Genomic DNA, 26254 nt, shown 5'->3' with positions numbered 1-26254 from the left:
ATGAGAGCTTCCTTTGGGTCATGTGTACTCACTTGCCACCACTACCTGCGACGCTGTCGCCGCTTTTGGTCAGGTAGTAGGCACCGAGGATTGGGAGCATGGTCACGATCATCACCAGCATGGCCACCACGTTGGTGACGGGGACATCGCGCGGCCGGGTGAGTTGGTTGAGCAGCCAGATCGGTAGCGTGCGCTCATGGCCAGCGGTGAATGTGGTGACGATGATCTCGTCGAATGACAGCGCGAAGGCGAGCATGCCGCCTGCAAGCAGAGCCGAGCCGAGGTTCGGGAGAATGATGTAGCGGAAGGTTTGCCAGCCGTCGGCCCCCAGATCCATCGATGCCTCGATCAGGCTGCTCGATGTCCGGCGCAAACGGGCAATCACGTTGTTGTAGACGATCACTACGCAGAACGTGGCATGACCGATGACGATGGTCAGCATGCCGGGTTCTATACCCAGTGTCTTGAATGCCGACAGCAAGGCAATACCGGTGATGATGCCGGGCAGGGCAATGGGCAGGATGAGCATCAAGGAAATGCTGTTCTTGCCAAAGAAGTCCCGCCGATACAGAGCCAAAGAGGCCAGAGTACCCAGCACCATCGCAATGACCGTTGCGATGCAGGCGATCTGCAATGACAGTTTGATCGCCTCCAGCACATCGTCGCGTTCAAAGGCGATGGCGAACCACTTCAGGGTGAACCCTTTGGGCGGGAAGCTGAATGCGGCATCTTCGTTGTTAAACGCATACAGGAAGATGATCAGAATGGGGAAGTGCAAGAACACCAGACCACCCCACGCAGCGGCCTTCAGGCACCATGGTGCTTGTTCAGAGTGCATCGAAGGCCCCCAGGCGTTTGACGATGGACAGGTAGATTGCAATCAGGATGATTGGCACCAGGGTAAAAGCGGCCGCCATAGGCATGTTGCCGATCGCCCCCTGCTGGGCGTACACCATGCCGCCGATGAAGTAGCCGGGTGGGCCTGCGAGTTGGGGAACGATGAAATCACCCAGCGTCAGGGAGAACGTGAAGATCGATCCGGCCGCGATACCAGGAACTGACAGCGGAAGGATGACCTGCGTGAACGTCTGCCGCGGCGATGCCCCCAGATCCGAAGATGCCTGCAGAAGAGACGGTGGCAAGCGCTCCAGGGAGGCCTGGATTGGCAGGATCATGAACGGCAGCCAGATGTAGACGAACACGAAGAAGCGGCCGAGGTGCGACGTGGACAGGGTGCTGCCACCGACACCGGGCACGCTCAGGATGAACTGGAGCAGCGGGCTGAGCCCCAGGCTTTCGATGAACCACTGGGCGACACCGCCCTTGGCCAGCAGCAATGTCCAGGCATAGACCTTGACGATGTAGCTGGCCCACATGGGCATCATCACCGCGATATAGAAGAATGCTTTCGTCTTGCCGTCGGTGTAGCGGGCCATGTAGTAGGCGATCGGGAAGGCAATGATCGCGCTGGCGATGGATACCACCACAGCCATGCCGACTGTGCGCAGGATGATGTCGAAGTTGGACGGTTGCAGCAGCGCTTGGAAGTTCATCAGCGTCAGGTCGTTGGTGACCGTCATGCTGAAGTCGTCGAAGGTGTAGAAGCCTTGCCAGATCAGGGTCAGCAGCGACCCCAGGTAGATTCCACCAAACCAAAGCAGCGGGGGAATCAGGAGCATCGAGAGATACAGGACAGGACGGCCATAGAGGGCGTTTGACAAACAACGCAATGGCGATTGACTGCCATGTGGCATCGATTCAGTTATCGTCTGGTTCATTGCATTCATCCCTTCATCCCTTCATCCCTCGGCCTGCAGGGCCGTCATGGCGTGGCGCGACCATTTGACGGCAAGTGATTCGCCCAGCCTGACGTCGAGGCACTGCTCGTGAATATCGGTGTTGGGGCGGCTGACACTGATGATGCTGGTGTCATCGAGCTTGAGCTCGTAACGGGTGCTGCTGCCTTGATACTGGACGTCATGCAGAATGCCCGTCACTTGCACTTCTTCATCGCCCACCCGCCCTCGCGAAAACTGAATGTGCTCCGGGCGAATCGAGAATGGGGCAGTGGTGCCGGAGAGGCGTTTGCCGATATCGCCACGCAACACATTCGATGTGCCCACGAACTCGGCAACGAAGGCTGTCTTGGGCTTCATGTAGAGATCGCGTGGGCTGTCGACTTGCTCTATGCGCCCGTTGTTGAACACGGCAACGCGGTCAGACATCGAGAGTGCTTCCGTCTGATCATGGGTGACGAAGATGAATGTAATGTTCAGCTGTCGCTGCAGCCGCTTAAGTTCGCCCTGCATTTGCTCGCGCAGCTTAAGATCGAGCGCACCCAGCGGCTCGTCGAGGAGCAGGACGCGAGGACGATTGACCAACGCCCGGGCAAGGGCGACGCGTTGACGTTGACCACCCGAAAGCTGAACGGGCTTGCGATCGCCATAGCCGCCCAGCGCCACCAGTTGCAAAGCTTCCTCCGCGCGCTTTTTACGCTCGGCGGATGCGACTCCTTTCACCTTGAGGCCATACGCGACGTTTTCGCGAACGGTCATATGGGGGAAGAGCGCGTAGTCCTGAAATACGGTGTTTACGTCGCGAAGGTAAGGCGGCAGTCCCGCCGCTTCGGTTCCGTGGATGCGAATCGAGCCCGCGGTGGGCTGTTCGAAACCTGCGATCAGTCGCAAACAGGTAGTTTTTCCTGATCCGGAAGGGCCGAGCATCGAAAAGAACTCACCGTCCCTGATGTCGATTGAAACTCGGTCAACGGCATGCACCTCTCCGAACTGCCGGGAAACGTTAGAAAACTGCACTGCCAGGGTCATGATTGAACTCCAGTCGAGCAAAGTTAAGCTTCAAGCCAACTCAGCCTGAAAACATGGTCTTAGGGGGGGGCGCCATCTCACTGCCCAATCGGGGAGACAGAGACAGTGAGACTGGCTGACTAGGATTGACGGTTAGCGACCGCCCATGATCGCGATATAGTCTTGCGTCCAGCGACTATAGGGCACGAACTGACCGCCTTTAGACTGAGGCGTCTTCCAGAACGCGATCTTTTCAAAGCTCTCCGATCCGTTCAGTTGGCAGCCCTGCTCCCCCAGTAGTTCGCTACCTTGGCACGCAGCCGGAACGGCAGGGATTGAGCCAAACCACGCGGCCACGTCGCCCTGGACTTTCTTCTCAAGAGACCAGTTCATCCATTTGTAGGCGCAGTTGGTGTGCTTGGCTTCAGCGTGGAGCATGGTGGTATCCGCCCAGCCGGTCGCACCCTCTTTCGGGACGACAGACGCAACAGGCTGCTTCTCCGCTTTCAGGCCATTGACCATGTAGCTCCATGAACTCGTGGCAACGACGCCTTCGTTCTTCATGTCGCTCATTTGCACGGTGGCGTCGTGCCAGTAACGGTGTATCAGGTCGCGTTGCCTGCGCAGAAGATCCAGGACGGCAGCATATTGCTCTTCATTCAGCTCATAGGGATCCTGGATCTTCAGGTCAGGCCGGGTCGCTTTGAGGTAGAGCGCTGCGTCGGCCAGATAGATGGGGCCGTCGTAGGCCTGGACCCGTCCTTTGTTGGGCTTGCCATCTGGAAGAGTCTGAGCTTCGAACACTACGCGCCAGGAGGTCGGGGCAGTTTTGAAAACCTCGGTGTTGTACATCAGCTGGTTCGGCCCCCACTGGTAGGGTGTACCGTACACTTTGCCGTCGACGTTAAACCAGTCACCCTGTTTGAGGCGCGGATCGACATTGGCCCAGTTGTCGATGAGGTCGATATTGATGGGTTGGACGCGTTTGCCTGCAATCAAACGCAGCGACGCGTCGCCAGATGCAGTAACCAGATCGTATCCACCCTTAGCCATCAGGCTGACCATCTCATCAGATGTGGCGGCTGTTTTAACGCTAACCTTGCACCCTGTTTCCTTTTCGAAACCGGTGACCCAGTCATAGGCTTTGTCGCTTTCGCCCCGCTCGATGTAGCCCGGCCAGGCGACGATATCGAGTCGTCCTTCGCTTTCACCGATGGCCTTCAGCGTCTCTGCTGCGTGAGCGGAAACACTGACAAACAGGAATGCGAAGCTGAAACCGGCAAAAGCCGATTTATGAATGTACATACTTATCCCTCTACTTTAATTATCGTGGGGCAGTGTAAGAGCCGACCGCACTGCGGTTGGTGGCGTATGCTGATCGATAGCTGTTCTTATATGTCACAGCCGTGTTTGGCCATGATGTGACGTACTAGGCTGTAGTCCTGAGGTGAATCGGTTGATAAGTCTTTTTCATAGCCAGAGCGTTTCAGGCCACCGTGGGGCATTTCGCTAACCAGCATGAAGTGGCTGTTGATCCAGGTGCATCCCTATTGAAGGCGGGCCGATACTTGCACCGCCTTGTCCAGGTCTTTGGTCCAGACAGCGGATGCCAAGCCGTACTCGGAGTCGTTGGCCCATTCAACGGCCTGTGGCAGGTCGTCGAAGCGGGTGACGGTAACGACCGGGCCAAAAACCTCCCGCTCTGTTTGGCGAGGTGAAATGGCTTTCCACAGTTCAGCGATTCCAGGGTTGCCAGTTCGTCGGCACGAGCATCGATCTGATCTGCGATCGCCAATAGAAGCGAAGAGTGGTGAGCAGGCGTTGTGCGTGGCCACTGATCGGATGCGTGGCTGGCTGCCATGACGGCGGTCTCGACCTGCTCGACACTGGCATCCGAAACATCGACGAGTGTTTCGCCTGTCGTGGGATTGAGGACTGGCCCCACTGCACCTTCGCCAAGCTGTAATTCGCCGTCGATCAGTAAGTGGGTGTCATAGCTAATTGTCGTCATGGCCATGTACGCTTCGGCAGGTGATCCACGCGACCGCGTCTAGCACGGCGGCCTGTTGTCAACTGAGACTAAGGCAAGTTCGAGCTCCCGCCTAATTCGAAAATGAGAAGGCAGCGTTCGATTAAATCAATGTCTTGCGTCTGGAATGCGGCAGCTCGCGGGCGCTGCTCAAGAACAGGTCCTAGAGCAATAAGGGAGTCCCCCCGGCTCTGCCGGGGAGGCAGTAGAAGTTTGACAGATCCGGAAGTCCATCCCGGAAACTCCGGTTTGTGAGCCGCCAAGCACACGAACCGGAGAAACCGAGATGGACGACTATGAAAGCTTAAATCACACGAAATGGGAGTGTCTGTATCACGTGGTATTCATCCCGAAATACCGCCGTCGGACGCTGTATGTAGAGCTGAGGAAGTACTTGGGCGAGGTGTTTCGGCGTTTGGCCGAACAGAAGGAGTGCCGGATAGAGGAAGGGCATTTGATGCCTGATCATGTACACATGTTGCTGAAGATTCCGCCGAAATATGCGGTATCTCAGGTAGTGGGGTACATCAAAGGCAAGAGCGCGATCCATTTGGCCCGTGTGTATGGAGAGCGTAAGAGGAATTTTGTCGGGCAGAGTTTCTGGGCGCGAGGGTATTTTGTGTCGACAGTAGGTCGAGACGAGGCAGTGATTCGGGCGTACATCCAAAACCAAGAGGCTGAGGATAAGCGTCTGGATCAACTGCAATTATTGAGGTAGGGGCCACCTTTAGGTGGCCCAAACAAGGGAAGCGCGTAGCGCCCCCGCCAGCCGCTTTGAGCGGCTCACATAGCTAAAGCCCCCGGCTTTGCCGGGGGACTCCTTGAGGTTTGACCGTGTGATGCGGTCATCGGGAGCCTTCTGTCTCGACCAAGAGATGGAGGTCCCCAATGAGAGATTACTGAGCCGGCGAGAAACGCCGTCTCGCGGCAACGCGGCTCGCGCTGAAACGTCAACAGCCCCTAGCGCCCTTGCAGTAATTGCGCCGCCTGGTCGAACACCGCCAGGGGCTGGGCGGCCTTGTGGATGTCCACGGACAGCAATTGGCGGAAGCGCCGGGCCCCGGGGAAGCCCTGGGCGAGGCCGAGCATGTGGCGGGTGACATGGTGCATGAGGCCACCTTCGGCAAGGTGGCGCTCGATGTAGGGGCGCATGCCCTCCATGGCCTCGGCGCGGTTGAGGACGGGGCGCTCGCTGGCGAACAGTTGCCGATCCACCTCGGCCAGCAGATAAGGGTTGTGATAGGCCTCGCGGCCCAGCATGACGCCATCGAAGGTCTGCAGGTGCTGGCGGCAATCCTCCAGGGTCTTGATGCCGCCATTGAGCACCAGTTCCAGTTCGGGAAAATCCCGCTTGAGCTGCGCGGCGATATCGTAGCGCAGCGGCGGGACCTCGCGGTTTTCCTTGGGCGACAGGCCGGAAAGAATGGCGATGCGGGCGTGCACGGTGAAGCTGCGACAGCCGGCATCGCGCACCTGGGCGACGAAATCGCCCAGCTGTTCGTAGCTGTCGCGACCGTCGATGCCGATACGATGCTTGACCGTCACCGCAATGCTCACGGCATCGCGCATCGCCTTGACGCAATCGGCGACCAGGGCCGGGTGCGCCATCAGACAGGCGCCGATCATGTTGTTCTGCACCCGGTCGCTGGGGCAGCCGACGTTCAGGTTGACCTCATCGTAACCCGCGGCTTCGGCGAGCCGGGCGCACGCGGCCAGATCCGCAGGCGTGCTGCCGCCCAGTTGCAGGGCCAGTGGATGCTCGCTTTGGTGGTGACCCAGGAAACGTTCGCGATCGCCGTGCAGCAGGGCCCCGGTCGTGACCATTTCCGTGTACAGCAGGGCGCGCTGCGACAGCAGGCGCAGGAAGTAGCGGCAGTGCCGATCGGTCCAGTCCATCATCGGCGCCACGGAAAAGCGGCGGCAAGGTTCGGGACGGGGGGCTGCTGGCTGTGCGCTGGAGTTTTCTGGCATGGGGTGTGTTCTGTCATGGGCCAATTGGCCTGTTTCGGGGGGGGGGCAGCGCTTGAATCGAACAGGGCAGTGGGCCGATACCGCGATCGCTCAAGGGCGTGCAGGCCAACTGCAGGGCGGACTGGGCTGGGTGCATTGGGCGCTAGTCTACCAAGAACCCGGCCCTCTGATCGAAACGGGTTGCCGAGCCGTCGAGCAGGTTTGCGGGCAGCCCCTCGGATCACGCCCGCTCGCCGCGCAGGGCGAGCGGGTATATCGGAGCCCAGGTGGCGCCGGGCGATCCATGGCCGCCGAGAAAAGGCTCCTTGCTAGCCCCTGGGGATAACGATGGCGGCCATTCGGCAAAACCGATGGTGCGGCCAGTAATCACCGCGGGGGTGCAACTCCTACAGGTTCGCGACAAGCATCGTCCGGGTAGGAGCCCCGCCCTCGGGGCGATGGGATAGCGGCCGTTGTGCCGATTTTACGTCGAAGGCGTTCGCTCGTACTCGCTACTGAGCGCTTTGCGGCAATGCACCATGGCATCGCGGATCATGAAGTTGACCAGGGTCGGCGAAACACCGAGTTCCTTGGCAATGTCCTTCTGGGGAATGCCATGCAAACGGTAGCATTCGAAGGCATAGCGAGTGCGCTTGGGCAATTCGTTGAGCGCCGTATCGACGATCATCAAGGCCTCGTGGTCGAGGCTCTGACTCTCCGGGGTGGAGCCTTGAACCGCTACGTTCAACCCTTCTTCCTCGCTACCTGAATACCGCTGCTCCATGGCCTGTTTGCGGTAATGGTCGATGGCCAGGTTGCGCACGATACGGAACACGTAACTGATCTGCGCTCTGAGCGGCAGCGACATCATCGGGGTGTTCACCAGCCTCAGAAAGGCGTCTTGCACGACATCTTCGGCTCGGCTGTGGCAGCCCGTGATGCGGGCCGCCGTTTTGATCAGGGTGCTGCGGTTATCCAGTAAGGCTTCCAAAAGTGAAGACGAAGACATCTCGGCAGTGGGCTTTACGGATCCATATTCCTGCATGGTTCTACCTATGCGGCGAAAGGTTCGAGAGGGGTTTTCCCTGCGGCGCGGAGTAAGGTAGTAGCGGGTCGAACACCTGTCAAATGATAATCATTATTCTTTATGGTGCTTAGTATAGTGTCTATTTGCCCTTTGCCTGAGGGCGGGTAATCCTGCTTTCGGGGCTAATTTTCTGCCCCGCGCAGCCGTCTTCGATTCTATGCAGCCACGGCCCATCTCCGAGCGGAGCGCCGTGCACCACACATGGAATTGAGGACGGATACAGCGATGGCCAATATCTTCGAGCGCCCGGTTTCTCTGGCTCACGCCTTGATGCGTCACGCCGCCTCGCGTGGGCAGCAACCCGCGTTGCGCTTTCTCGATGGCCGGCATGAAGACGGCCTCGTGCTGAGCTATGGCCAGCTCGATGCGCGGGCGCGGGCCATCGCCTCGGCGTTGCAGCGGCATACGCGGGCCGGGGAGCGGGCGTTGCTGTTGCTGCCCAGCGGGGCCGACTACGTCGCGGCGTTCTTCGGCTGCCTGTACGCCGGGGTCATCGCGGTGCCGGCCTATCCGCCGGAGTCGACCCGGCCGCAGCATCTGCAGCGGCTGCTGGCGATCATCGACGATGCCGAGCCGAGCCTGATCCTCAGTACCGCGCAACTGCTTCCCGCCTTGCGCGAAACCGCACTCCAAGGGCATGCGCACGTACCGGAACTGCTGGCTGTCGACGAGATCGGCGGCGAGTCGGCGGGCGCCTGGACGGGGGGTGGGCCGGGCAGCCAGGACATCGCTTTTCTGCAGTACACCTCCGGCTCGACGTCGACCCCCAAGGGCGTACAGGTCAGCCATGCCAACCTGGAGGCCAATGCCTGGCTGATCCGCCAGGGCTATGCCATCGACGAGGGCGACGTGATCGTCAGTTGGCTGCCGCTGTACCACGACATGGGCCTGATCGGCGGCCTGCTGCAGGGCATCTACAGCGGCGTGATGGTGGTGCTGATGTCGCCGCAGCACTTCCTCGAACGGCCGCTGCGCTGGCTGCAGGCGATCAGCCGCTTCGGCGGCACCATCAGCGGCGGCCCGGATTTCGCCTTCCGCCTGTGCCATGAACGCATCGCCGAGAGCAAGCTGGCCGGTCTCGACCTGAGCCGCTGGCGCGTCGCCTTCTCCGGCTCCGAACCCATCCGCCAGGACAGCCTGGCCGATTTCGCCAGCCGCTTCTCGGCCTGTGGCTTCGACGCCAGCGCCTACCTGGCCAGCTACGGCCTGGCCGAAGCCACCCTGTTCGTCACCGGCAGCCGCCCGGGGCAGGGCATCGACGCGCTGCAGCTGGATGCCGCCGCATTGGCCAGTCATCGGGCGCTGCCGGGGCAGGGGGTGACGCTGATGAGCTGCGGCTGGGCGCAGCCGGAGCACCCGCTGATGATCCTCGACACCGTCAGCGGCGAGGTGCTGGGCGACGATCGGGTCGGCGAGATCTGCAGCAGCGGGCCGAGCATCGCCCAGGGCTACTGGCGCAACCCCGAGGCCAGCGCCCGTGCCTTCGTCGAACGCGACGGCCGCACCTGGCTGCGTACCGGCGATCTGGGGTTCATGCACCAGGGCCAGTTGTTCGTCAGCGGACGGCTCAAGGACATGCTGATCATCCGCGGGCAGAACCTCTATCCCCAGGACATCGAGCGCACCGTCGAGCGCCATGTCGACGTCGTGCGCAAGGGCCGGGTCGCGGTGTTCGCCCTGAACGACGAGGGGGGCGAGGCCTTCGGCGTCGCCGCCGAGATCGGCCGGCGCGCGCAGAAACAGCAACCCCTGGAGCAGTTGCTCGAGCAGATCCGCACGCTGGTCGCCGAGGTGCATCATGAGGCGCCGGCGCTGGTGGCGTTGCTCGATCCCGGGAGCCTGCCGAAGACTTCCAGCGGCAAGCTGCAGCGCTCGGCCTGCGCCGCCCAGTTGCAGGATGGCCGTCTGCAGGCGGTGGCCATATGGCGCCCCGGCGCCGAGGCCAGCCCAGGGCCAGGGCGAAGTGACCTGAGCCTGGCGCAGCGCATCGAGCGCGCCTGGTGCGAGACCCTCAAGGTCGACACGCTGGCGGCGGATGCCAGCTTCTTCGGCCTGGGCGGCAACTCGATCCAGGCGATCCAGATGATCGCCGAACTGCGCGATGAACTGGGCCTCGACCTCGAATTGCGCACCCTCTACGAAGCCTCGAGCCTGGCGGCGTTCAGCGCTGTAGTGGAGCGCCTGGCGAGCGGCGTGCAACCGCTCGCGATCCCGCGCCTGGGGCGCGCCGAGGCGCTGCTGCAATCGCCGGCGCAAAGCCGCCTGTGGTTCCTCTGGCAGTTGCAGCCGGACAGCGTCGCCTACAACATTCCGGGTGGCCTGCGTTTGCGTGGCGAGCTGGACGTGGCTGCCGTGCAGCGGGCCTTCGACACCCTGGTGGAGCGCCATGAGTCGCTGCGCACCCGTTTCCTGCAACGGGACGGCGTGGGCTTGCAGCAGGTGCTCGCCGAGGGCGACTGGACATTGTTGCGCGAGGAGCTGAGCGGCTATCCGCTGGCCGAGCGCGAGGCACGGGCGCGAGCGATCCAGGAACAGGAGGCGCGCAGCCGTTTCGATCTGCAGCGCGGGCCGCTGTTGCGGGTCAGGCTGGTCAGCCTGGACGAGCAGGATCACCTGTTGCTGGTGACCTTGCAGCATATCGTCGCCGATGGCTGGTCGCTGGGCATCCTGCTCGACGAGTTCGCCCGTCTGTACGGCGCCTACTGCCAGGGCCTGAGACTGGCCCTGCCGGCATTGCCGATCCAGTACGCCGATTACGCCGCCTGGCAGCACGACGCCCTCGACGCTACCGAGCGCCAGCGCCAGCTGGACTACTGGCGCGGCGCCCTGGCCGGCGAGCGCGAGCCGCTGGCCTTGCCGTTGGACCGCCCGCGCACTGCGACGCCTGGCGCCGCCGAGCGCCTCGCCCTGATGCTGGACAAGACCTTGTGCGAACGTCTGCAGAACCTGGCCAGAAGCCGCCAGGCGAGTACCTTCATGCTGTTGCTGGCGGCATTCCAGGCCTTGTTGCAGCGCTACAGCGGCCAGGCGGATATCCGCATCGGCGTGCCCAATGCCAACCGCCCACGGCGGGAAACCCAAGGGCTGATCGGTTTCTTCATCAATACCCAGGTGCTGCGCGCGCGCATCGACGCGCAGCAGGGCTTCGACAGCCTGCTCGAGACGGTGCGCCAGACGGTGCTGGCGGCCCAGGCCAACCAGGCCATCGACTACCAGGAGGTGAGCGCGGCGCTGGGCGATGCCGCCGCTTTCGAGGTGATGTTCAACCACCTGCAGCGCGATACCGGCGCCTTGCGCCGCCTGCCGGGGCTGCTCGCCGAGGAGCTGCCCTGGCACAGCCGCGAGGCCAAGTGCGACCTGCAACTGCACAGCGAAGAGGATGAACGCGGGCGCATCCGTCTGTCGTTCGACTACGCCCTGGCGCTGTTCGACGCCGCCACCATCGAACGCCTGGCCGGGCATTTCGTCGCCCTGCTGGAGCAGGTCTGCGAACGGCCGCAGCAGGCCCTCGGCGAACTGGATCTGCTGGGCGACCAGCAGCGTCGGCAGTTGCTGGCCTGGGGCGATAACCCTCGGATCGCGCCGAGCTGGCTGTTGCCGGAGCGTCTCGCCGAACAAGCCCGCGCCACCCCCGAAGGCGTTGCCCTGAGCTGTGGCGGGCAGACATTGAGCCATGGCGCCCTCGAACGCCTGTCCAACCGCCTGGCTCACCGCCTGTGCGGGCTGGGTGTCGGCCCGGAGGTGCGCGTCGGGGTGCTGGCCGAACGCTCGCTGGAGCTGATGGTCGGCCTGCTGGCCATCGTCAAGGCCGGCGGGGTCTACGTGCCGCTGGATCCCGACTACCCGCGTGAGCGCCTGGAATACATGCTCGAAGACAGCGCCGTCGCCCTGTTGCTGGGGCAGACGCAGGTGCTGCAGGCGTTCGGCGCAGCGGGCACGGCGACCCTGGCCCTCGATGAGGTCGCCCGGGGCGAGGGAATGGAGGCGCCGCCCGAGCTGGCGTTGCACCCGGCCAATCTGGCCTATGTGATCTACACCTCCGGTTCCAGCGGCCGGCCCAAGGCGGTGGGGATCAGCCATGGCGCCCTGGCCGAGCGTCTGGCCTGGATGCAGCGCGAGTACGCCATCGGCAGCCAGGATGTGCTGCTGCAGAAGGCGCCGCTGAGCTTCGACGTGTCCCTGTGGGAATGCTTCCTGCCACTGGTCGCCGGCAGTCGCCTGGTGCTGGCGGGCGATGGCGAGCAGCGCGATCCGCGGCGGCTGGTGCAACTGGTGCGCGAGCACGGGGTCAGCGTGCTGCATTTCGTGCCGGCGCTGCTGCAGTTGTTCATCGAAGAGCCGCAGGTCGAGCATTGCCACAGCCTGCGCCAACTGTTCGCCGGCGGCGAGGCGCTGCCGGCCGAGCTTTGCCGGCGCGTGCAGCAGCGCCTGCCGGCGGTGGCCTTGCACAACCGCTACGGGCCAACCGAAAGCGCGATCAACGTGACCCACTGGCCCTGCGTCGGCGAGCCCGGGGCGCGGGTGGCGATCGGCCGGCCGCTGAGCGATGTGCGGCTCGAGATACGCGAGCACGACTGGCAACTGGCCCTGCCCGGCGCCCGTGGCGAACTGCTGCTGGGCGGTGGCGGGCTGGCCCGCGGCTACCTCGGCCAACCGGCGCTGACCGCCAGCCGTTTCCTGCCCGCCGAAGGCGGTGGACGCCTGTATCGCAGCGGCGACCTGACGCGCTGGCGCGGCGATGGCGTGCTGGAGTACCTGGGACGCCTGGACGAGCAGGTCAAGCTGCGCGGGGTACGCATCGAGCTGGAGGAGATCCGTGGCTGCTTGCTGGAGCAGCCCGGCGTGCGCCAGGCCGCGGTGGTACTGGACGAAAGCGCCACCGGCGGACAGTTGCTCGCCTACCTGGTGGTGGAGGGCGAGGAAGCCCCGGCGCTGCTCGCCGAGCGTATCCGCGTGGCATTGCGGCGGGTACTGCCCGAGCCGATGCTGCCGGCGCATATCCTGCGCCTGCCGGCGCTGCCGCTGAGCCCCGCTGGCAAACTGGACCGGCATGCACTGCCACGCCCTGAAGCGACGGCGCGCGACTACCGGCCGCCCCGCGACGAGCTCGAGCGTGGCCTGGCGGCGATCTGGGCCGAGATCCTCGGCCTGGAGCGGGTCGGCCTGGATGACGATTTCTTCGAACTGGGCGGCCATTCGCTGCTGGCCACCCGCATCGTCTCGCGGGCCCGCCAGGCGTTCGCCGTGGAGCTGCCGCTGCGCAGCCTGTTCGAGTCGCGCCGGCTGGGCGACTTCGCCGCCTGGGTGGCCCGGGCCCAGGCCGAGGGGCTGGCCGACAGCCAGGGGCCGATCCCGTTGATCGACCGCAGCCGGCGCGTGGCCTTGTCCTATTCCCAGCAGCGTATGTGGTTCCTCTGGCAGCTCGATCCGCAGAGCCCGGCCTACAACGTCGGCGGCATGGCGCGTCTGCGCGGGCCGCTGGACGTGGAGGCCTTCGAGCGTGCCCTGCAGGCGCTGATCCAGCGCCATGAAAGCCTGCGCACCACCTTTCCCAACGACGACGGCAAACCCTGGCAGCGGGTCAGTGAACAGTCCGACGTGCGCCTGGAATGGCTGGATCTGTCGGCCGAGAGCGAAGCCGAGCGTGAGGCCGGCATCCAGCGCCTGGCCGAGCAGCAGGCCCACGCGCCCTTCGATCTGGAGCGCGGCCCGCTGCTGCGGGCCTGCCTGGTCAAGAGCGGCGAGCGCGAACATCACCTGCTGCTGACCCTGCACCATATCGTCACCGAAGGCTGGGCCATGGACATCTTCGCCCGGGAGCTGGCGGCGCTCTACGCGGCCTTCGTCGACGAGCGCGAATCGCCGCTGCCGGCGCTGCCGGTGCAGTACCTCGATTACAGCGCCTGGCACCGGCAGTGGCTGGAGGGCGGCGAGATGCAGCGCCAGCTCGATTACTGGCGCGCCCAGCTCGGCGGCGAGCAGCCGCTGCTGAACCTGCCCAGCGACCGGCCACGGCCGGCGGTACAGAGCCATCGCGGCGAACTGCACCGCTTCGTCCTGGACCAGGGCCTGGCCAGGCGGGTCAACCGCTTCAACGGCGAGCGCGGCCTGACCCTGTTCATGACCATGACCGCCGCCCTGGCCGTGTTGCTGTACCGCTACGGCGGCCAGGACGACCTGCGCATCGGCGTGCCTCTGGCCAATCGTATCCGCCCGGAAAGCGAGGGGCTGATCGGCGCCTTCCTCAACACCCAGGTGCTGCGCATCCGCCCCCACGGGCAACTGCGCGTCAGCGAACTGCTGGAGCAGGTGCGCCAGGTGGCGATCGATGGCCAGTCGCACCAGGACGTGCCTTTCGACCACCTGGTCGAAGCCTTGCAGCCGCCACGCAGCGCCGCCTGGAACCCGCTGTTCCAGGTGATGTGCAACGTGCAGCGCTGGGAATTCCAGCAACAGCGCGAGCTGGCCGGTGGCGTGCAGGTCGATTACCTGGTCAACGACGCCCGGGCGACCAAGTTCGACCTCAACCTGGAGGTCACCGATTTCGACGCGCAACTGCGCTGCTGCCTGACCTACAGCAGCGACCTGTTCGACGCCGCGCGCATCGCCGCCATGGCCGAGCACTGGCAGCAACTGCTGCGGGCCATGCTCGATGCCCCGGACAGCCGCCTCAGCGAACTGCCGTTGCTGACCCCGGCCGAGCGTCAGGCGCTGCTGGACGGCGGTCGCGGTGAGCCGCCGGCGGCCACGACCAGCGTGCAGACCTTGTTCCAGCAGCAGGTGCAGGCCACGCCCCAGGCCCGCGCGCTGACCTGCGCCGGGCAATCGCTGAGCTACGCCGAGCTCAATGCCCGGGCCAATCGCCTGGCCCATCGCCTGATCGAGCTGGGCGTCGGCCCCGAGGTGCGGGTCGGCCTGGCCCTGCGCCGCTCGCTGGACATGGTGGTCGGCCTGCTGGCCATCCTCAAGGCCGGCGGCGCCTATGTGCCGCTGGACCCGGAATACCCGCAGCAGCGGCTGCGCTACATGATCGAGGACAGCGGCATCCGGGTGCTGCTCGGCCACGACGCGCTGTTCGAACAGCTCGCGCCGCTGGCCGACGGGGTGCACGCCTGGAGCCTGGAGCGGGAACATGCCGGGTTGGCCGCCTGTTCCGACAGCGACCCGGCCGCGCGCAGCCAGGCGCAGCACCTGGCCTACCTGATCTACACCTCCGGTTCCACCGGCCTGCCCAAGGGCGTGGCGGTGGAGCAGGGGCCGCTGGCCATGCACTGCCAGGCGGTGGGGCGGCTGTTCGGCACCGGCCCGGCGGATCGCGAACTGCACTTCTATTCGATCAACTTCGACGCGGCCAGCGAGCGCCTGCTGGTGCCGCTGCTGTTCGGCGCCGAGGTGGTGCTGCGCGAGCAGGGGCAGTGGGATGCCGAGTCGATCTGCGAGCTGATCCGCCGCCACGGCATCAATGTGCTCGGCTTCACCCCCAGCTATGGCGGGCAACTGGCGCAGTGGCTGCGCGGTCGCGCCGAGCGGCTGCCGGTGCGCCTGTGCATTACCGGCGGCGAGGCGCTGACCGCGGAACACCTGCAGGCCCTGCGCGAGAGCTTCGCCCCGCAGACCCTGTTCAACGCCTATGGCCCCACCGAAACCGTGGTCATGCCGTTGGCCTGTGCAGCGCCCGCCGCGCTGCCGGACGGCGCCGGCAGCGTGCCCATCGGCCGGGTGGTCGGCGCCCGCCAGTTGTATGTGCTGGATGCCGACCTGGCGTTGCTGCCGGCAGGCGCCAGCGGCGAGCTCTATGTCGGTGGCCTGGGCCTGGCCCGGGGTTATCACGGGCGTGCCGGGCTCAGCGCCGAGCGCTTCGTCGCCGACCCGTTCGACGAGGCGGGCGGTGGGCGCCTGTACCGTACCGGCGACCTGGTGCGCCAGGGCGCCGACGGCCAGCTGGAGTACCTGGGGCGCATCGACCAGCAGGTCAAGGTGCGCGGTTTCCGCATCGAACTGGGCGAGATCGAGGCGTGCCTGCTGACCCACGAGTCGGTGCGCGAAGCGGTGGTGCTGGCGCTGGACGGGCCATCCGGCAAGCAACTGGTTGGCTACCTGCTGGCCGACAGCCGCGACGCTGGGCTGAGCGAACGGCTCAAGGCCCATCTGCAGGCCAGCCTGCCGGAACACATGGTGCCGGCGCACCTGGTGCTGCTGGAACACTTCCCGCTGACCGCCAACGGCAAGCTCGATCGCCGGGCGCTGCCGGCCCCCGACCTGGGCGCGGCGCAAAGCGCCTACCAGGCGCCGCGCAACGCCACCGAACGGCGCCTGGCCGAGGTCTGGCAGGCGGTGCTGGGTGTGCCGCGCATCGGCATCGACGACAACTTCTTCGCCCTCGGCGGCGATTCGATCCTGTCGATCCAGCTGGTCAGCCGCGCCCGCCAGGCCGGCATCCACTTCAGCGCCAAGGATCTGTTCCAGCACCAGAGCGTGCGCAGCCTGGCCGCGGCCGCCCGGCTCAGCGAGCGGCTCAGCGTCGACCAGGGCGCGGTGACCGGCGCCAGTGCGCTGACGCCGATCCAGCACTGGTTCTTCGCCCAGGCGCTGCCCAGCGCCGAGCACTGGAACCAGTCGCTGCTGCTGCAGGCCGCGCAGCCGTTGCAGCCGGCGTTGCTGGAGCAGGCGCTGCAGGCCCTGGTGAGCCAGCATGACGCCCTGCGCCTGCGTTTCAGCGAGACGGCGAAGGGTCGATGGCAGGCCGAATACCGAGCCGATGAGGCGCGCCAGGAACTGCTCTGGGTGCGCCAGGCCGAGAACGCCGAGCAGCGCCTGGCGCTGTTCGAACAGGCGCAGCGCAGCCTGGATCTGCAGCAGGGCCCGCTGTTGCGCGCGCTGCTGGTGCCCGGTACGCCGGATCGCCTGTTGCTGGCGATCCATCACCTGGTGGTCGATGGCGTATCCTGGCGCGTGCTGCTGGAAGACCTGCACAGCCTCTATCGTCAGCTCGAACAGGCACAGGCGCAGGCGCCGCGCCTGCCGGCCAAGACCAGCGCACTGCGCGACTGGGCCGGCCGCCTGCAGGCCTATGCCGGCAGCGAGTCGTTGCGCGAAGAGCTGGGCTGGTGGCAGGCCCAGTTGCACGGGGCCGACGGCGACCTGCCACGGGACTTCACTAACGCGGCCAACCTGCAGCGCGACGCCGCCCAGGTCAGCCTGAGGCTGGACGCCGCAACCACCCGCCAGTTGCTGCAACAGGCGCCCCAGGCCTACCGCGCGCGGGTCGAGGATCTGCTGCTCACTGCCCTGGCGCGCACCCTGTGCGCCTGGAGCGGACAGTCGGCGGCGCTGGTGCAGCTGGAGGGCCATGGCCGCGAAGAACTGTTCGACGACCTCGACCTGAGTCGCAGTGTCGGCTGGTTCACCAGCGCCTACCCGCTGCGCCTGACCCCGCAGGCGGACGCCGGCGCCAGCCTCAAGGCGATCAAGGAACAGCTGCGCGACGTGCCGCACAAGGGCCTCGGTTACGGCGTGCTGCGCTACCTGGCCGATGACGCCTGCCGCAGCGCCGTGGCGAACTTGTCCGAAGCGCGCATCACCTTCAACTACCTGGGGCAGTTCGACCAGGGCTTCGCCGAAGACGCGCTGCTGCGTCCGCTGGACGAGCCGGGTGGCGCCCAGCATGCCGCGCAGGCGCCGCTGCCCAACTGGCTCAGCGTCGATGGCCAGGTGTATGGCGGCGAGCTGACCCTGCGCTGGACCTTCAGCGACAAGCTGTTCCGCGTCGAGACCATCGAACGCCTGGCCGCCGCCTACCAGGCCGAACTGCAGGCGCTGATCGCCCATTGCCTGGCCCCCGAGGCCGGTGGCGTGACGCCGTCGGACTTCCCCCTGGCCCGTCTCGACCAGGCCCAGCTCGATGCGTTGCCACTGCCGTTCCAGGCCATCGACGACGTCTATCCGCTGACGCCGATGCAGGAGGGCCTGCTGTTGCACACCCTGCTGGAGCCCGGTACCGGCATCTACTTCATGCAGGATCGCTATCGCATCGACAGTGCCCTCGACGTCGAGCGTTTCGAGCGTGCCTGGCGCGCGGTGGTGGCGCGGCACGAGGCGCTGCGCGCGTCGTTCTGCTGGAACAACGGCGAGCAGATGCTGCAGATCATCCACCGCGGCGATGGCGACGGCGTCGAGTTCCTCGACTGGAGCGCGGTGCCGGCCGATCAGCATGAGGCACGCCTGCAGCGACTGCTGGAAGGCGAGCGCCTGGCCGGTTTCGCCCTGCTGGAAAGGCCGCCGCTGCGCCTGCGCCTGATCCGCCTGGCCAGCGATCGGCACTGGTTCATCATGAGCAACCACCACATCCTCATCGATGCCTGGTGCCGCTCGATCCTGATGGGCGATTTCCTCGCCATCTACCAGGCCTTCGAGCAGGGGCGCGAGGCCGAGCTGGCCACGCCGCCGCGCTACCGCGAGTTCATCGCCTGGCTGCAGCGCCAGGGCCTCGAACAGTCGCAACATTACTGGCGCCAGGCCCTGGCCGGCTTCGAGCGGCCGACCGCGATCCCCAGCGACCGGCCGATCCGGCACGACAACGGCGGCATGCAGGTCGGCGATCTGCACAGCCGCCTGCTGCCGGAGCAGGGCGCGCGTCTGCGCGAACTGGCCCAGCGTCACCAGCTCACCGTCAATACCTTCGCCCAGGCGGCCTGGGCCCTGGTGCTGCGCCGCTACAGCGGCGAGCGCGACGTGCTGTTCGGCGTAACAGTGGCTGGCCGCCCGGCCGGGTTGCCGCAGATGCAGCAGTGCGTCGGCCTGTTCATCAACAGCATCCCGCTGCGCGTGTCGCTGCCGGCCGCCGGCGCGCGGCAGAGCGTACGGCAGTGGCTGCAGCAACTGTTCGAGCGCAACCTGGAACTGCGCGAACACGAGCACCTGCCGCTGGTGAGCATCCAGGCGTGCAGCGAACTGCCCAAGGGCCAGCCGCTGTTCGACAGCCTGTTCGTGTTCGAGAACGCGCCGGTGGACGCCACGGTGCTGGCCGGCGCCCAGGGCCTCAACGCTCGCTCCGAATCCGGGCGCACCCACACCAACTACCCGCTGACCGTGGTCTGCTACCCGGGCGACGACCTTGGCCTGCACCTGTCCTACGACCGGCGCTTCTTCGAGGCGGCGACCATCGAACGCCTGCTCGGCGACTTCCAGCGCCTGCTGCTGGCGCTGGTCGACGGTTTCGAGGGGGAGGTCGCCGCGCTGCCGCTGCTGGCCGCCGAGGAGCGCGCGGTGCTGCTCGAGGACGGTAACCGCAGCGCCCGCGACTACCCGTTGCAGCAGGGTTACGCGGCGTTGTTCGAGGCCCGGGTGGCGGCCCATCCCGAGCGCATCGCCGCCGCCTGCCAGGGCCAGCAGTGGCGCTATGCCGAGTTGGATCGCTATGCCAACCGCCTCGCCCGGCAGCTGCTGGTGGCCGGCGTGCGGGCGGATCAGCCGGTGGCCTTGCTGGCCGAGCGCGGCCTGGCCCTGCTCGGCATGATCGTCGGCAGCTTCAAGGCCGGCGCTGGCTATCTGCCCCTCGACCCGGCGCATCCGCAGCAGCGCCTGGCGGCCATCGTCGGCGCCAGTGGCGCGCCCGTACTGGTGTGCAGCGCGGCCTGCCAGCCACAGGCCGAGCGCTTGCTCGAGGAACTGGGCTGCGCCGGTGGCCGGCCACGGCTGCTGGTGTGGGAGGCGATCCAGCAAGGCGCGGCCGACGAGCCGGCGCCGGGCATCGCCGTCAGCGGCCAGCACCTGGCCTATGTGATCTACACCTCCGGTTCCACCGGGGTGCCCAAGGGTGTGGCGGTGCATCAGGCGGGGATGCTCAACAACCAGCTGAGCAAGCTGCCCTACCTGGCGCTGGACGAGCACGACGTGATCGCCCAGACCGCCTCGCAGAGCTTCGATATCTCGGTCTGGCAATTCCTCACCGCGGCCTTGTGCGGGGCGCGGGTGGAGATCGTGCCGGATGCGATCGCCCACGATCCGGCGGCGCTGTTGCGGCATGTGCGCGATACTGGCATCACCGTGCTGGAAAGCGTGCCCTCGCTGATCCAGGGCCTGCTCGGCGAAGCCCCGGACGAGTTGGGTCGCCTGCGCTGGTTGCTGCCCACCGGCGAAGCGCTGCCCCCGGCACTGGCGCGCCAGTGGCTGCAGCGTTACCCCGGCGTCGGGCTGGTGAACGCCTATGGCCCGGCGGAGTGCGCCGACGACGTGGCGCTGTTCCGCGTCGACCTGGCCGGGACCGACGCCAGCTACCTGCCCATCGGCAGCGCGACCGACAACAACCGCCTGTACCTGCTCGACGACGACTTGCAGCCCGTGGCCGTGCGCGCCCACGGCGAACTCTTCATCGCCGGCACCGGGGTCGGCCGTGGCTACCTCGGCGACCCCGCGCGCACCGCGGCCAGCTTCCTGCCCGACCCGTTCGGCGCCGACGGCGAGCGGCTGTACCGCAGCGGCGACCTCGCCGCGCGCCGCGACGACGGGGTGCTGGCGTACGTCGGCCGGGTCGATCACCAAGTGAAGATCCGCGGCTACCGCATCGAATTGGGCGAGATCGAAGCGCGTCTGCGCCAATGGCCCCAGGTGCGCGACGCCGCCGTGGCGGCCCAGCAGACAGCGGGCGGCCAGTACCTGGTGGGCTATGTGGTGAGCGACGCCGCCGCGCCGGACTGGGAGGCGCTCAAGCGCCACCTCGGCCAGGGGCTGCCCGAGTACATGGTGCCGCGCCACTGGCAACGGCTCGAACGGCTGCCCCTCAATGCCAACGGCAAGCTCGATCGCAAGGCCCTGCCGGCCCTGGAGTTCGCCGCGGCGCAGCAGTACAAGGCGCCGCGCAACGAGCTGGAAAGCACCCTGGCGCGGATCTGGAGCGAGGTGCTCGGCGTGGAACGGGTCGGGGTCGGCGACAACTTCTTCGAGCTCGGCGGCCACTCCCTGCTCGCCACCCAGATCGCCTCGCGGGTGCAGCAGGCGCTGCAGCGCAGCGTGCCGCTGCGGGCGATGTTCGAGTGCAGCACGGTGGAGGAACTGGCGCGCCATATCGAAGGGCTGGACGGCGGTGCCCTCACCGAACAGAAGGTCGGCCGCATCGACGACCTGATGGCGCGGCTGGAGGCGCTGTAGATGACCGCCCAGGAGGCCCCTCCGCGTCTTCGCCGCATCGCTGTCGCGCAGCAAACAGATCGTAGGATGGGTGGCAACCCATCCATTGCCGATGGGTTGTCACCCATCCTACAGGATCATATAAATCAATGGGTTACCTGATATCTGATGAGAGTGGCTTTAGCCGCGAAAGGACCAGCCGGTCGTCATGTTATTGCGGCTGGCCGTTCTTCGCGGCTAAAGCCGTTCCCACAGGTTCCGTTTTACTTCCAAAGCATGGCATCCATGGCTGTTCAATTCATTCAGGAGCGCAAGCATGAGCACAGCGTTAGCCGAAAGCCCGGCCGTCGCCCAGGGCGACGACAAGGATTACCTGTTCGAGGACAACCCCCTCCTGGCCCGACAGAAACAGCAGGAGTCCAATGCGCGCAGCTACCCGCGGCGCATCCCACTGGCGCTCAAGCGGGCCCGGGGCATCCATGTCGAGGACGTCGAGGGGCGGGTGTTCATCGACTGCCTGGCCGGCGCCGGCACCCTGGCCCTGGGGCATAACCATCCGGTGGTGATCGCGGCGATCCGTCAGGTGCTCGATGACGAGCTGCCGCTGCACACCCTGGACCTGACTACGCCGGTCAAGGATCGCTTCGTCCAGGATCTGTTCGCCGTGCTGCCGCCGGCCTTCGCCAGCCAGGCGAAGATCCAGTTCACCGGGCCGACCGGCACCGACGCCGTGGAGGCGGCGCTGAAGCTGGTGCGCATCGCCACCGGGCGCAGCACGGTACTGGCGTTCCAGGGTGGCTATCACGGCATGAGCCAGGGCGCCTTGAGCCTGATGGGCAACCTCAAGGCCAAGACCCCCCTCGGTTCGCTGCTCAGCCATGGCGTGCAGTTCCTGCCGTTCCCCTACGATTACCGCTGCCCGTTCGGCCTCGGCGGCGAACGCGCCGTGGAGGTCAACCTGCGTTACCTGGACAACCTGCTCAGCGACCCGGAAAGCGGCGTGCAACTGCCGGCCGGGGTGATCCTCGAAGTGGTGCAGGGCGAGGGCGGGGTGATTCCCGCGGCGGATACCTGGCTGCGCGGCGTGCGCGAGATCACCGCCAGGGCCGGGGTGCCGCTGATCATCGACGAGATCCAGACCGGTTTCGGCCGCACCGGCAAGCTGTTCGCCTTCGAGCACGCCAGCATCGTCCCGGACGTGGTGGTGCTGTCCAAGGCCATCGGCGGCAGCCTGCCGCTGTCGGTGATGGTCTATCGCGACTGGCTCGACAGCTGGCAACCCGGCGCCCATGCCGGCACCTTCCGTGGCAACCAGATGGCCATGGCCGCCGGCTCCGCGGTGATCCGCCACATCGAGGCGGAAAACCTGGTGGCGCACGCCGCGGCGATGGGCCAGCGCCTGCGCGAACAGCTGCTCGAGCTGCGCGTACGGCTGCCGCAACTGGGCGATGTCCGCGGCCGTGGCCTGATGCTCGGGGTCGAAGTGGTCGACCCCAGCGGCCTGGCGGACAGCCTCGGTCATCCGCCGGCCGATGGTTCCCTGGCCAGCCGCATCCAGCGCGAATGCCTCAAGCGCGGCCTGATCCTCGAACTGGGTGGCCGCCATGGCAGCGTGGTGCGTTTCCTGCCGCCGCTGATCATCACGGCCGAGCAGATCGACCAGGTGGCGCGGATCTTCGCCAAGGCGGTGCAGGCGGCGGTTGCTGTGGGGCAATGATGCAGGGTAGCCCGGATTAGCCGCGCAGCGGCGTAATCCGGGTATGCCTTCGTTGCCTGCATTCTCCGGATTACGCCTTCGGCTAATCCAGGCTACGGGGATGGCTTCGCCTGTGGTCATCCAGCCACGCCTGCAGTTCATGCCGGCGATGCTGAATGGCGACGGCGAGGCCAGGTCGTGGCGGCGCTCCTGGATCACACGGGCGATCCCCCTACAGAGTGCGGTTTCCCGGGTGTCGCTGCGCTCGACCCGGGCTACGCAAGGATAGCGTTCGACTCGAAGTCGTTTAGCTCGCAGCATGGCAAGGGTGATCGCGTAGCTTGTCGAGACGTGCGGCGGATTCGGCAATCAGCGCGCAGTTGCGTAGGAGCCGCGACCTCGCGGCGAATCGTGGCCATAGCGCGATTTTGCAGCATGGCCGCCAGCGCATCGCGCCGGGGGCAACGCTCCTACAGGCGAACCCTGATTGCGAACGGGTTCTTGCAGGCCAAGGATCAAGACGATATCTACGCTCCACGGCGTACGGGTATCCGCTCTTGGTGGGAGGCGCGTCAGCGGAGATAACCGAGGTTGTACATCGCCGCCTGGACAATCGACTCAAGCAGGCTTCGCGCGCGACATCCCATCGAGCAGCTTGATGAAGTTGCGTTTGGCCTTGTAGCGCTGGCGCAGCCGCTGGCACAGGGTGGCGAAATCCGCCGGGTCGATCAGAGTAGCGACATGACGCAGCAGCTTGATGGCGTCCTCGTAGGCACGGTTGTTGGTCTGCTCCACCCGCTTCGGTATCAGTTGCTGATAGATCGTTGCCGCGTCCAGTGGCTGATCGGCTTCCAGCGCTTCAGCCAATTGCACGAGCAATGCCTGCTGGCAGGGGCCTTTGTGAAAGGCCTGCCAGGCGGCGCTCAGATCCTGCTCCCAGAGGGCGATGGCGAGGCGTAGCGACTGATCGCCGCTCGCCAGGTAGGGCTGGCGCGCGGTGGGGCTTTCGAGGTGGGCCAGGGCACGCTCGCGTTGCTCGGGCCAACAGCCCAGGCGCTGCGCCATCCGCTGCAGCTTCTGGTAGTTTTCCAGGCGGGGGAGGTGTTCGAACTGGCTCCAGATCAGGCCCAGGGCTTGCGCATGGCGATCGCTTTCCAGGTAGCGCTCGGCCAGGAAATCGAGCAGGCGGGCATCGGTATCCGGGCCAAAGGTGGCCAGGCCCTGCTCGGCCCACTGCAGCGCCTTATCGGCTTGCTGTGCATCGTGATAGAGCTCGGCGATGGCGAGATAGTGGTAAGGCAGCGACAGATCCCTGCGCTTGATGGCGACCAGGGCTTCGAGATCGCCGGACTGCCTGGCCAGGGTCTCCATGATGTGAGTGATGCGCCATTGCTCGGTGCTGCCGTGGCCGTTCGGCGGCAAGGCCTGCCAATGCTGCAGGGCCAGTTCCTGGAAGCGTTGCAGACCCGGCTGGCCGAGTAGCTCCTGGTACACCAGGGCACTGTTGTCAAAGGCATCGAACTTGGCATTGAGTTCGGCCTCGAACAGGCGCTGCGCCAGATCGAGCGGTTCGGGCGGCGCCAGTTGGCAAGCTTCGAAATGCAGCGCCTGCAGCTGCTGCAGGCTCCAGCTGAACTCGGCGTCGGAATCATCGACCTGCTCGAGCATCGACTCCACGCGCTGTATCGCGTATTCGCACAGCTCCGAGAGCGAGGCGGCGGCCGTGGGAGTCAACAGGCCTTGCAGGGTCTGCAACAGGCTTTCAACGCCGCTTGCGAGCGTACGCGCGTTATCCCATCCATGGCTGTAGTCGACCTTGGTCAGGTCGTCGATCGCGTCATACAACCCGTCTCGATCCTGGCCGGCGTCCAGCTCGACCCTTATCCATAACTGGCGCATGAACGCCGTATCCCGCAGGGCCTGGTCGAACAGCAATTGTGCCAGTTCGGCCTGGGGTTGCCGGTCAAGCCAGGCACGCAGGTTGTCGAGCCGTTCATCCTCGGCATAGCGGGGCGCGATATGCTCCGGTCCATCCAGGCGCTCCAGCCAGGCGAGGCCGAGCGCCACCGCATGTTTGCAGAAGAAGCCCCTGGCCGCATGGGGGCAGTCGCAGGATGCCAGCAGTTCACCGTCCTGGTGTTCAAGAGTGGTGTGGTAGGCGTCACTGCCGATCACCCGGGCGGATGCGCGGTTGCCATTGAGCTGCAGGTCGTGGACGGCACCGCTGTCGACATAGCCCTGGCCACGCAGAAGCATGTCTTCGCTGCCCGCGTGGTATTCCAGGTCAGCGATCGAGAAGGATGGTGTCACGGAGTGGCTCCCGCAGAGAGAAATGATGGGGTTTGATTGTGCGGATGGTCGGACAGGCTCTTCAACCCTGTATCCCCTCGGGATTAATTTTCCCGGTTGATCGCTCGTCTTCTGGGGTGATGGCCCGCATGGGTTTGGTAATCACGGAGAAAAACCATGACTTCAGTATTCGATCGCGAAGATATCCTGTTCCAGGTAGTCGTCAACCATGAAGAGCAATACTCGATCTGGCCGGATTACAAGGAAGTGCCCAAGGGCTGGCGCACCGTCGGCAAGAGCGGCTTCAAGAAGGAGTGCCTGGCCTACATCGAGGAAGTCTGGACCGACATGCGCCCGCTGAGCCTGCGCAAGCACATGGAAGAACAGGCGCGCAAGAAGCAGGAAGCCGAGGCGGTTCACTGAGTGGCGAGCGTGCAACTGTTCTGCCTGCCTTATTCCGGAGCCAGCGCCATGGTCTACAGCCGCTGGCGGCGCAAGCTGCCCGAGTGGCTGAGTGTGCAGCCGGTGGAACTGCCGGGGCGCGGCTCGCGCCTTGGCGAGCCGCTGCAGACCGACATGCAGGCGCTGGCCCGGCAGTTGGCCAGGGAAATCATGCCGCGGCTGGAGGGCCCCTATGGGCTGTTCGGGCATAGCCTGGGGGCCTTGCTCGCTTTCGAACTCGTCCATGCCCTGCGCGAGGCGGGCATGCCCGAGCCAGTGGCGCTGATCGCCTCCGGCACCGCCGCGCCCACCCGGCGCGAGGACTATGACCGCGGCTTCGCCGAGCCCAAGAGCGATGATCAGCTCAAGGACGAACTGCGTGACCTCAACGGCACGCCGCCGGAGGTGCTGGACAACCGGGAACTGATGGAACTGACCCTGCCGATCCTGCGCGCCGATTTCCTGATGTGCGGCCGCTATCAGTACCGCGCGCGTGGCCCGCTGGGGTGCCCCATCCATGTGCTGGGCGGCAAGGAGGACAAGGCCACCCAGGAGCAACTGATCGCCTGGCAGTTGGAAGGGGGAGCCAGTTTTTCCCTGGATATGCTGCCGGGCGGGCATTTCTTCATCCACGAGCACGAGGCGAAGGTGCTGCGCATCCTCAAGTCCAGCCTGGAAGTGGACATGCGCCGGCAGCGGCGCGCGGCCCAGGTGCAGTCGGCATTGACCTGGATGGCCAGCGTCTGAGCCGGGAAAGGTCGTCTGCCTGGTCTGTCGCGGTGGATCGTGTGGAAGCCGTCTGCGCGTCCCAGGTCGATGCAGACGGAGTAGGG

12 protein-coding genes and 2 pseudogenes are annotated in these 26254 nt (G+C 65.6%); 5 read left to right on the top strand and 9 right to left on the bottom strand.

Annotated features, from left to right (window positions below; genetic code table 11):
* Positions 1 to 28: 28 nt before the first annotated feature.
* The 6 genes and pseudogenes from DNK34_RS01700 to DNK34_RS25955 form a co-directional block, all read right to left on the bottom strand.
* Positions 29 to 838, bottom strand: a complete 810-nt coding sequence (locus tag DNK34_RS01700; RefSeq protein WP_131177700.1) for an ABC transporter permease — start codon at positions 836 to 838, stop codon at positions 29 to 31.
* On the bottom strand, positions 828 to 1754 hold the full coding sequence (locus DNK34_RS01695) for an ABC transporter permease (RefSeq protein ID WP_411269338.1): 927 nt from the start codon (positions 1752 to 1754) through the stop codon (positions 828 to 830). The genes DNK34_RS01700 and DNK34_RS01695 overlap by 11 nt, the downstream gene beginning before the upstream one ends.
* Positions 1755 to 1799: 45 nt before the next feature.
* Positions 1800 to 2723 (bottom strand): ABC transporter ATP-binding protein, encoded by a 924-nt coding sequence (locus tag DNK34_RS01690; RefSeq protein ID WP_411269337.1) that lies wholly within the window; start codon positions 2721 to 2723, stop codon positions 1800 to 1802.
* 234 nt (positions 2724 to 2957) lie between these two features.
* The gene (gene ydcS / locus DNK34_RS01685; protein ID WP_131177697.1) at positions 2958 to 4109 is read right to left on the bottom strand and encodes a putative ABC transporter substrate-binding protein YdcS; all 1152 of its coding nucleotides are present in this window, start codon (positions 4107 to 4109) and stop codon (positions 2958 to 2960) included.
* Positions 4110 to 4195: 86 nt separating this feature from the next.
* Positions 4196 to 4507, bottom strand: a pseudogene (locus tag DNK34_RS25960) (aldehyde dehydrogenase family protein); the annotation flags it as partial.
* A gap of 12 nt (positions 4508 to 4519) precedes the next feature.
* Positions 4520 to 4815 (bottom strand): annotated as a pseudogene (locus DNK34_RS25955) (aldehyde dehydrogenase family protein); the annotation flags it as partial.
* Between the two features lie 304 nt (positions 4816 to 5119).
* Here DNK34_RS25955 and tnpA point away from each other — a divergent pair.
* Positions 5120 to 5551 (top strand): IS200/IS605 family transposase, encoded by a 432-nt coding sequence (tnpA, locus tag DNK34_RS01675; RefSeq protein ID WP_131177696.1) that lies wholly within the window; start codon positions 5120 to 5122, stop codon positions 5549 to 5551.
* Positions 5552 to 5793: 242 nt separating this feature from the next.
* Here tnpA and dusA read toward each other — a convergent pair whose 3' ends face one another.
* A complete protein-coding gene (gene dusA, locus DNK34_RS01670; protein WP_131177695.1) occupies positions 5794 to 6804 on the bottom strand; it encodes a tRNA dihydrouridine(20/20a) synthase DusA in 1011 nt (336 codons plus the stop codon).
* A gap of 463 nt (positions 6805 to 7267) precedes the next feature.
* Positions 7268 to 7792, bottom strand: coding sequence for an RNA polymerase factor sigma-70 (locus tag DNK34_RS01665; RefSeq protein ID WP_131177704.1), 525 nt, complete (start codon positions 7790 to 7792; stop codon positions 7268 to 7270).
* A 303-nt stretch (positions 7793 to 8095) separates the two neighbouring features.
* On the opposite strand from DNK34_RS01665, the gene DNK34_RS01660 reads away from it, so the two are divergent.
* On the top strand, positions 8096 to 21016 hold the full coding sequence (locus tag DNK34_RS01660) for a non-ribosomal peptide synthase/polyketide synthase (protein WP_131177694.1): 12921 nt from the start codon (positions 8096 to 8098) through the stop codon (positions 21014 to 21016).
* A gap of 295 nt (positions 21017 to 21311) precedes the next feature.
* Positions 21312 to 22712 (top strand): aspartate aminotransferase family protein, encoded by a 1401-nt coding sequence (locus DNK34_RS01655; RefSeq protein ID WP_131177693.1) that lies wholly within the window; start codon positions 21312 to 21314, stop codon positions 22710 to 22712.
* Between the two features lie 597 nt (positions 22713 to 23309).
* Here the strand turns inward: DNK34_RS01655 and DNK34_RS01650 are convergent.
* Positions 23310 to 25001 carry an SWIM zinc finger family protein gene (locus DNK34_RS01650; RefSeq protein ID WP_131177692.1) on the bottom strand — a complete coding sequence of 564 codons (1692 nt, stop codon included), beginning with the start codon at positions 24999 to 25001 and terminating at the stop codon, positions 23310 to 23312.
* Between the two features lie 156 nt (positions 25002 to 25157).
* Between DNK34_RS01650 and DNK34_RS01645 the strand changes: the two genes are divergently transcribed.
* Positions 25158 to 25403, top strand: coding sequence for an MbtH family protein (locus DNK34_RS01645; protein ID WP_131177691.1), 246 nt, complete (start codon positions 25158 to 25160; stop codon positions 25401 to 25403).
* Positions 25404 to 26168, top strand: a complete 765-nt coding sequence (locus DNK34_RS01640; RefSeq protein ID WP_131177690.1) for a thioesterase II family protein — start codon at positions 25404 to 25406, stop codon at positions 26166 to 26168. It begins immediately after the preceding gene.
* Positions 26169 to 26254: the final 86 nt, after the last annotated feature.

This window comes from Phytopseudomonas dryadis (assembly GCF_004327355.1).
Taxonomy (GTDB): Bacteria; Pseudomonadota; Gammaproteobacteria; order Pseudomonadales; family Pseudomonadaceae; genus Aquipseudomonas; species Aquipseudomonas dryadis.
Note: the sequence above shows the minus strand (reverse complement) of the source record. Positions and strands in the feature narration are given on the sequence as shown.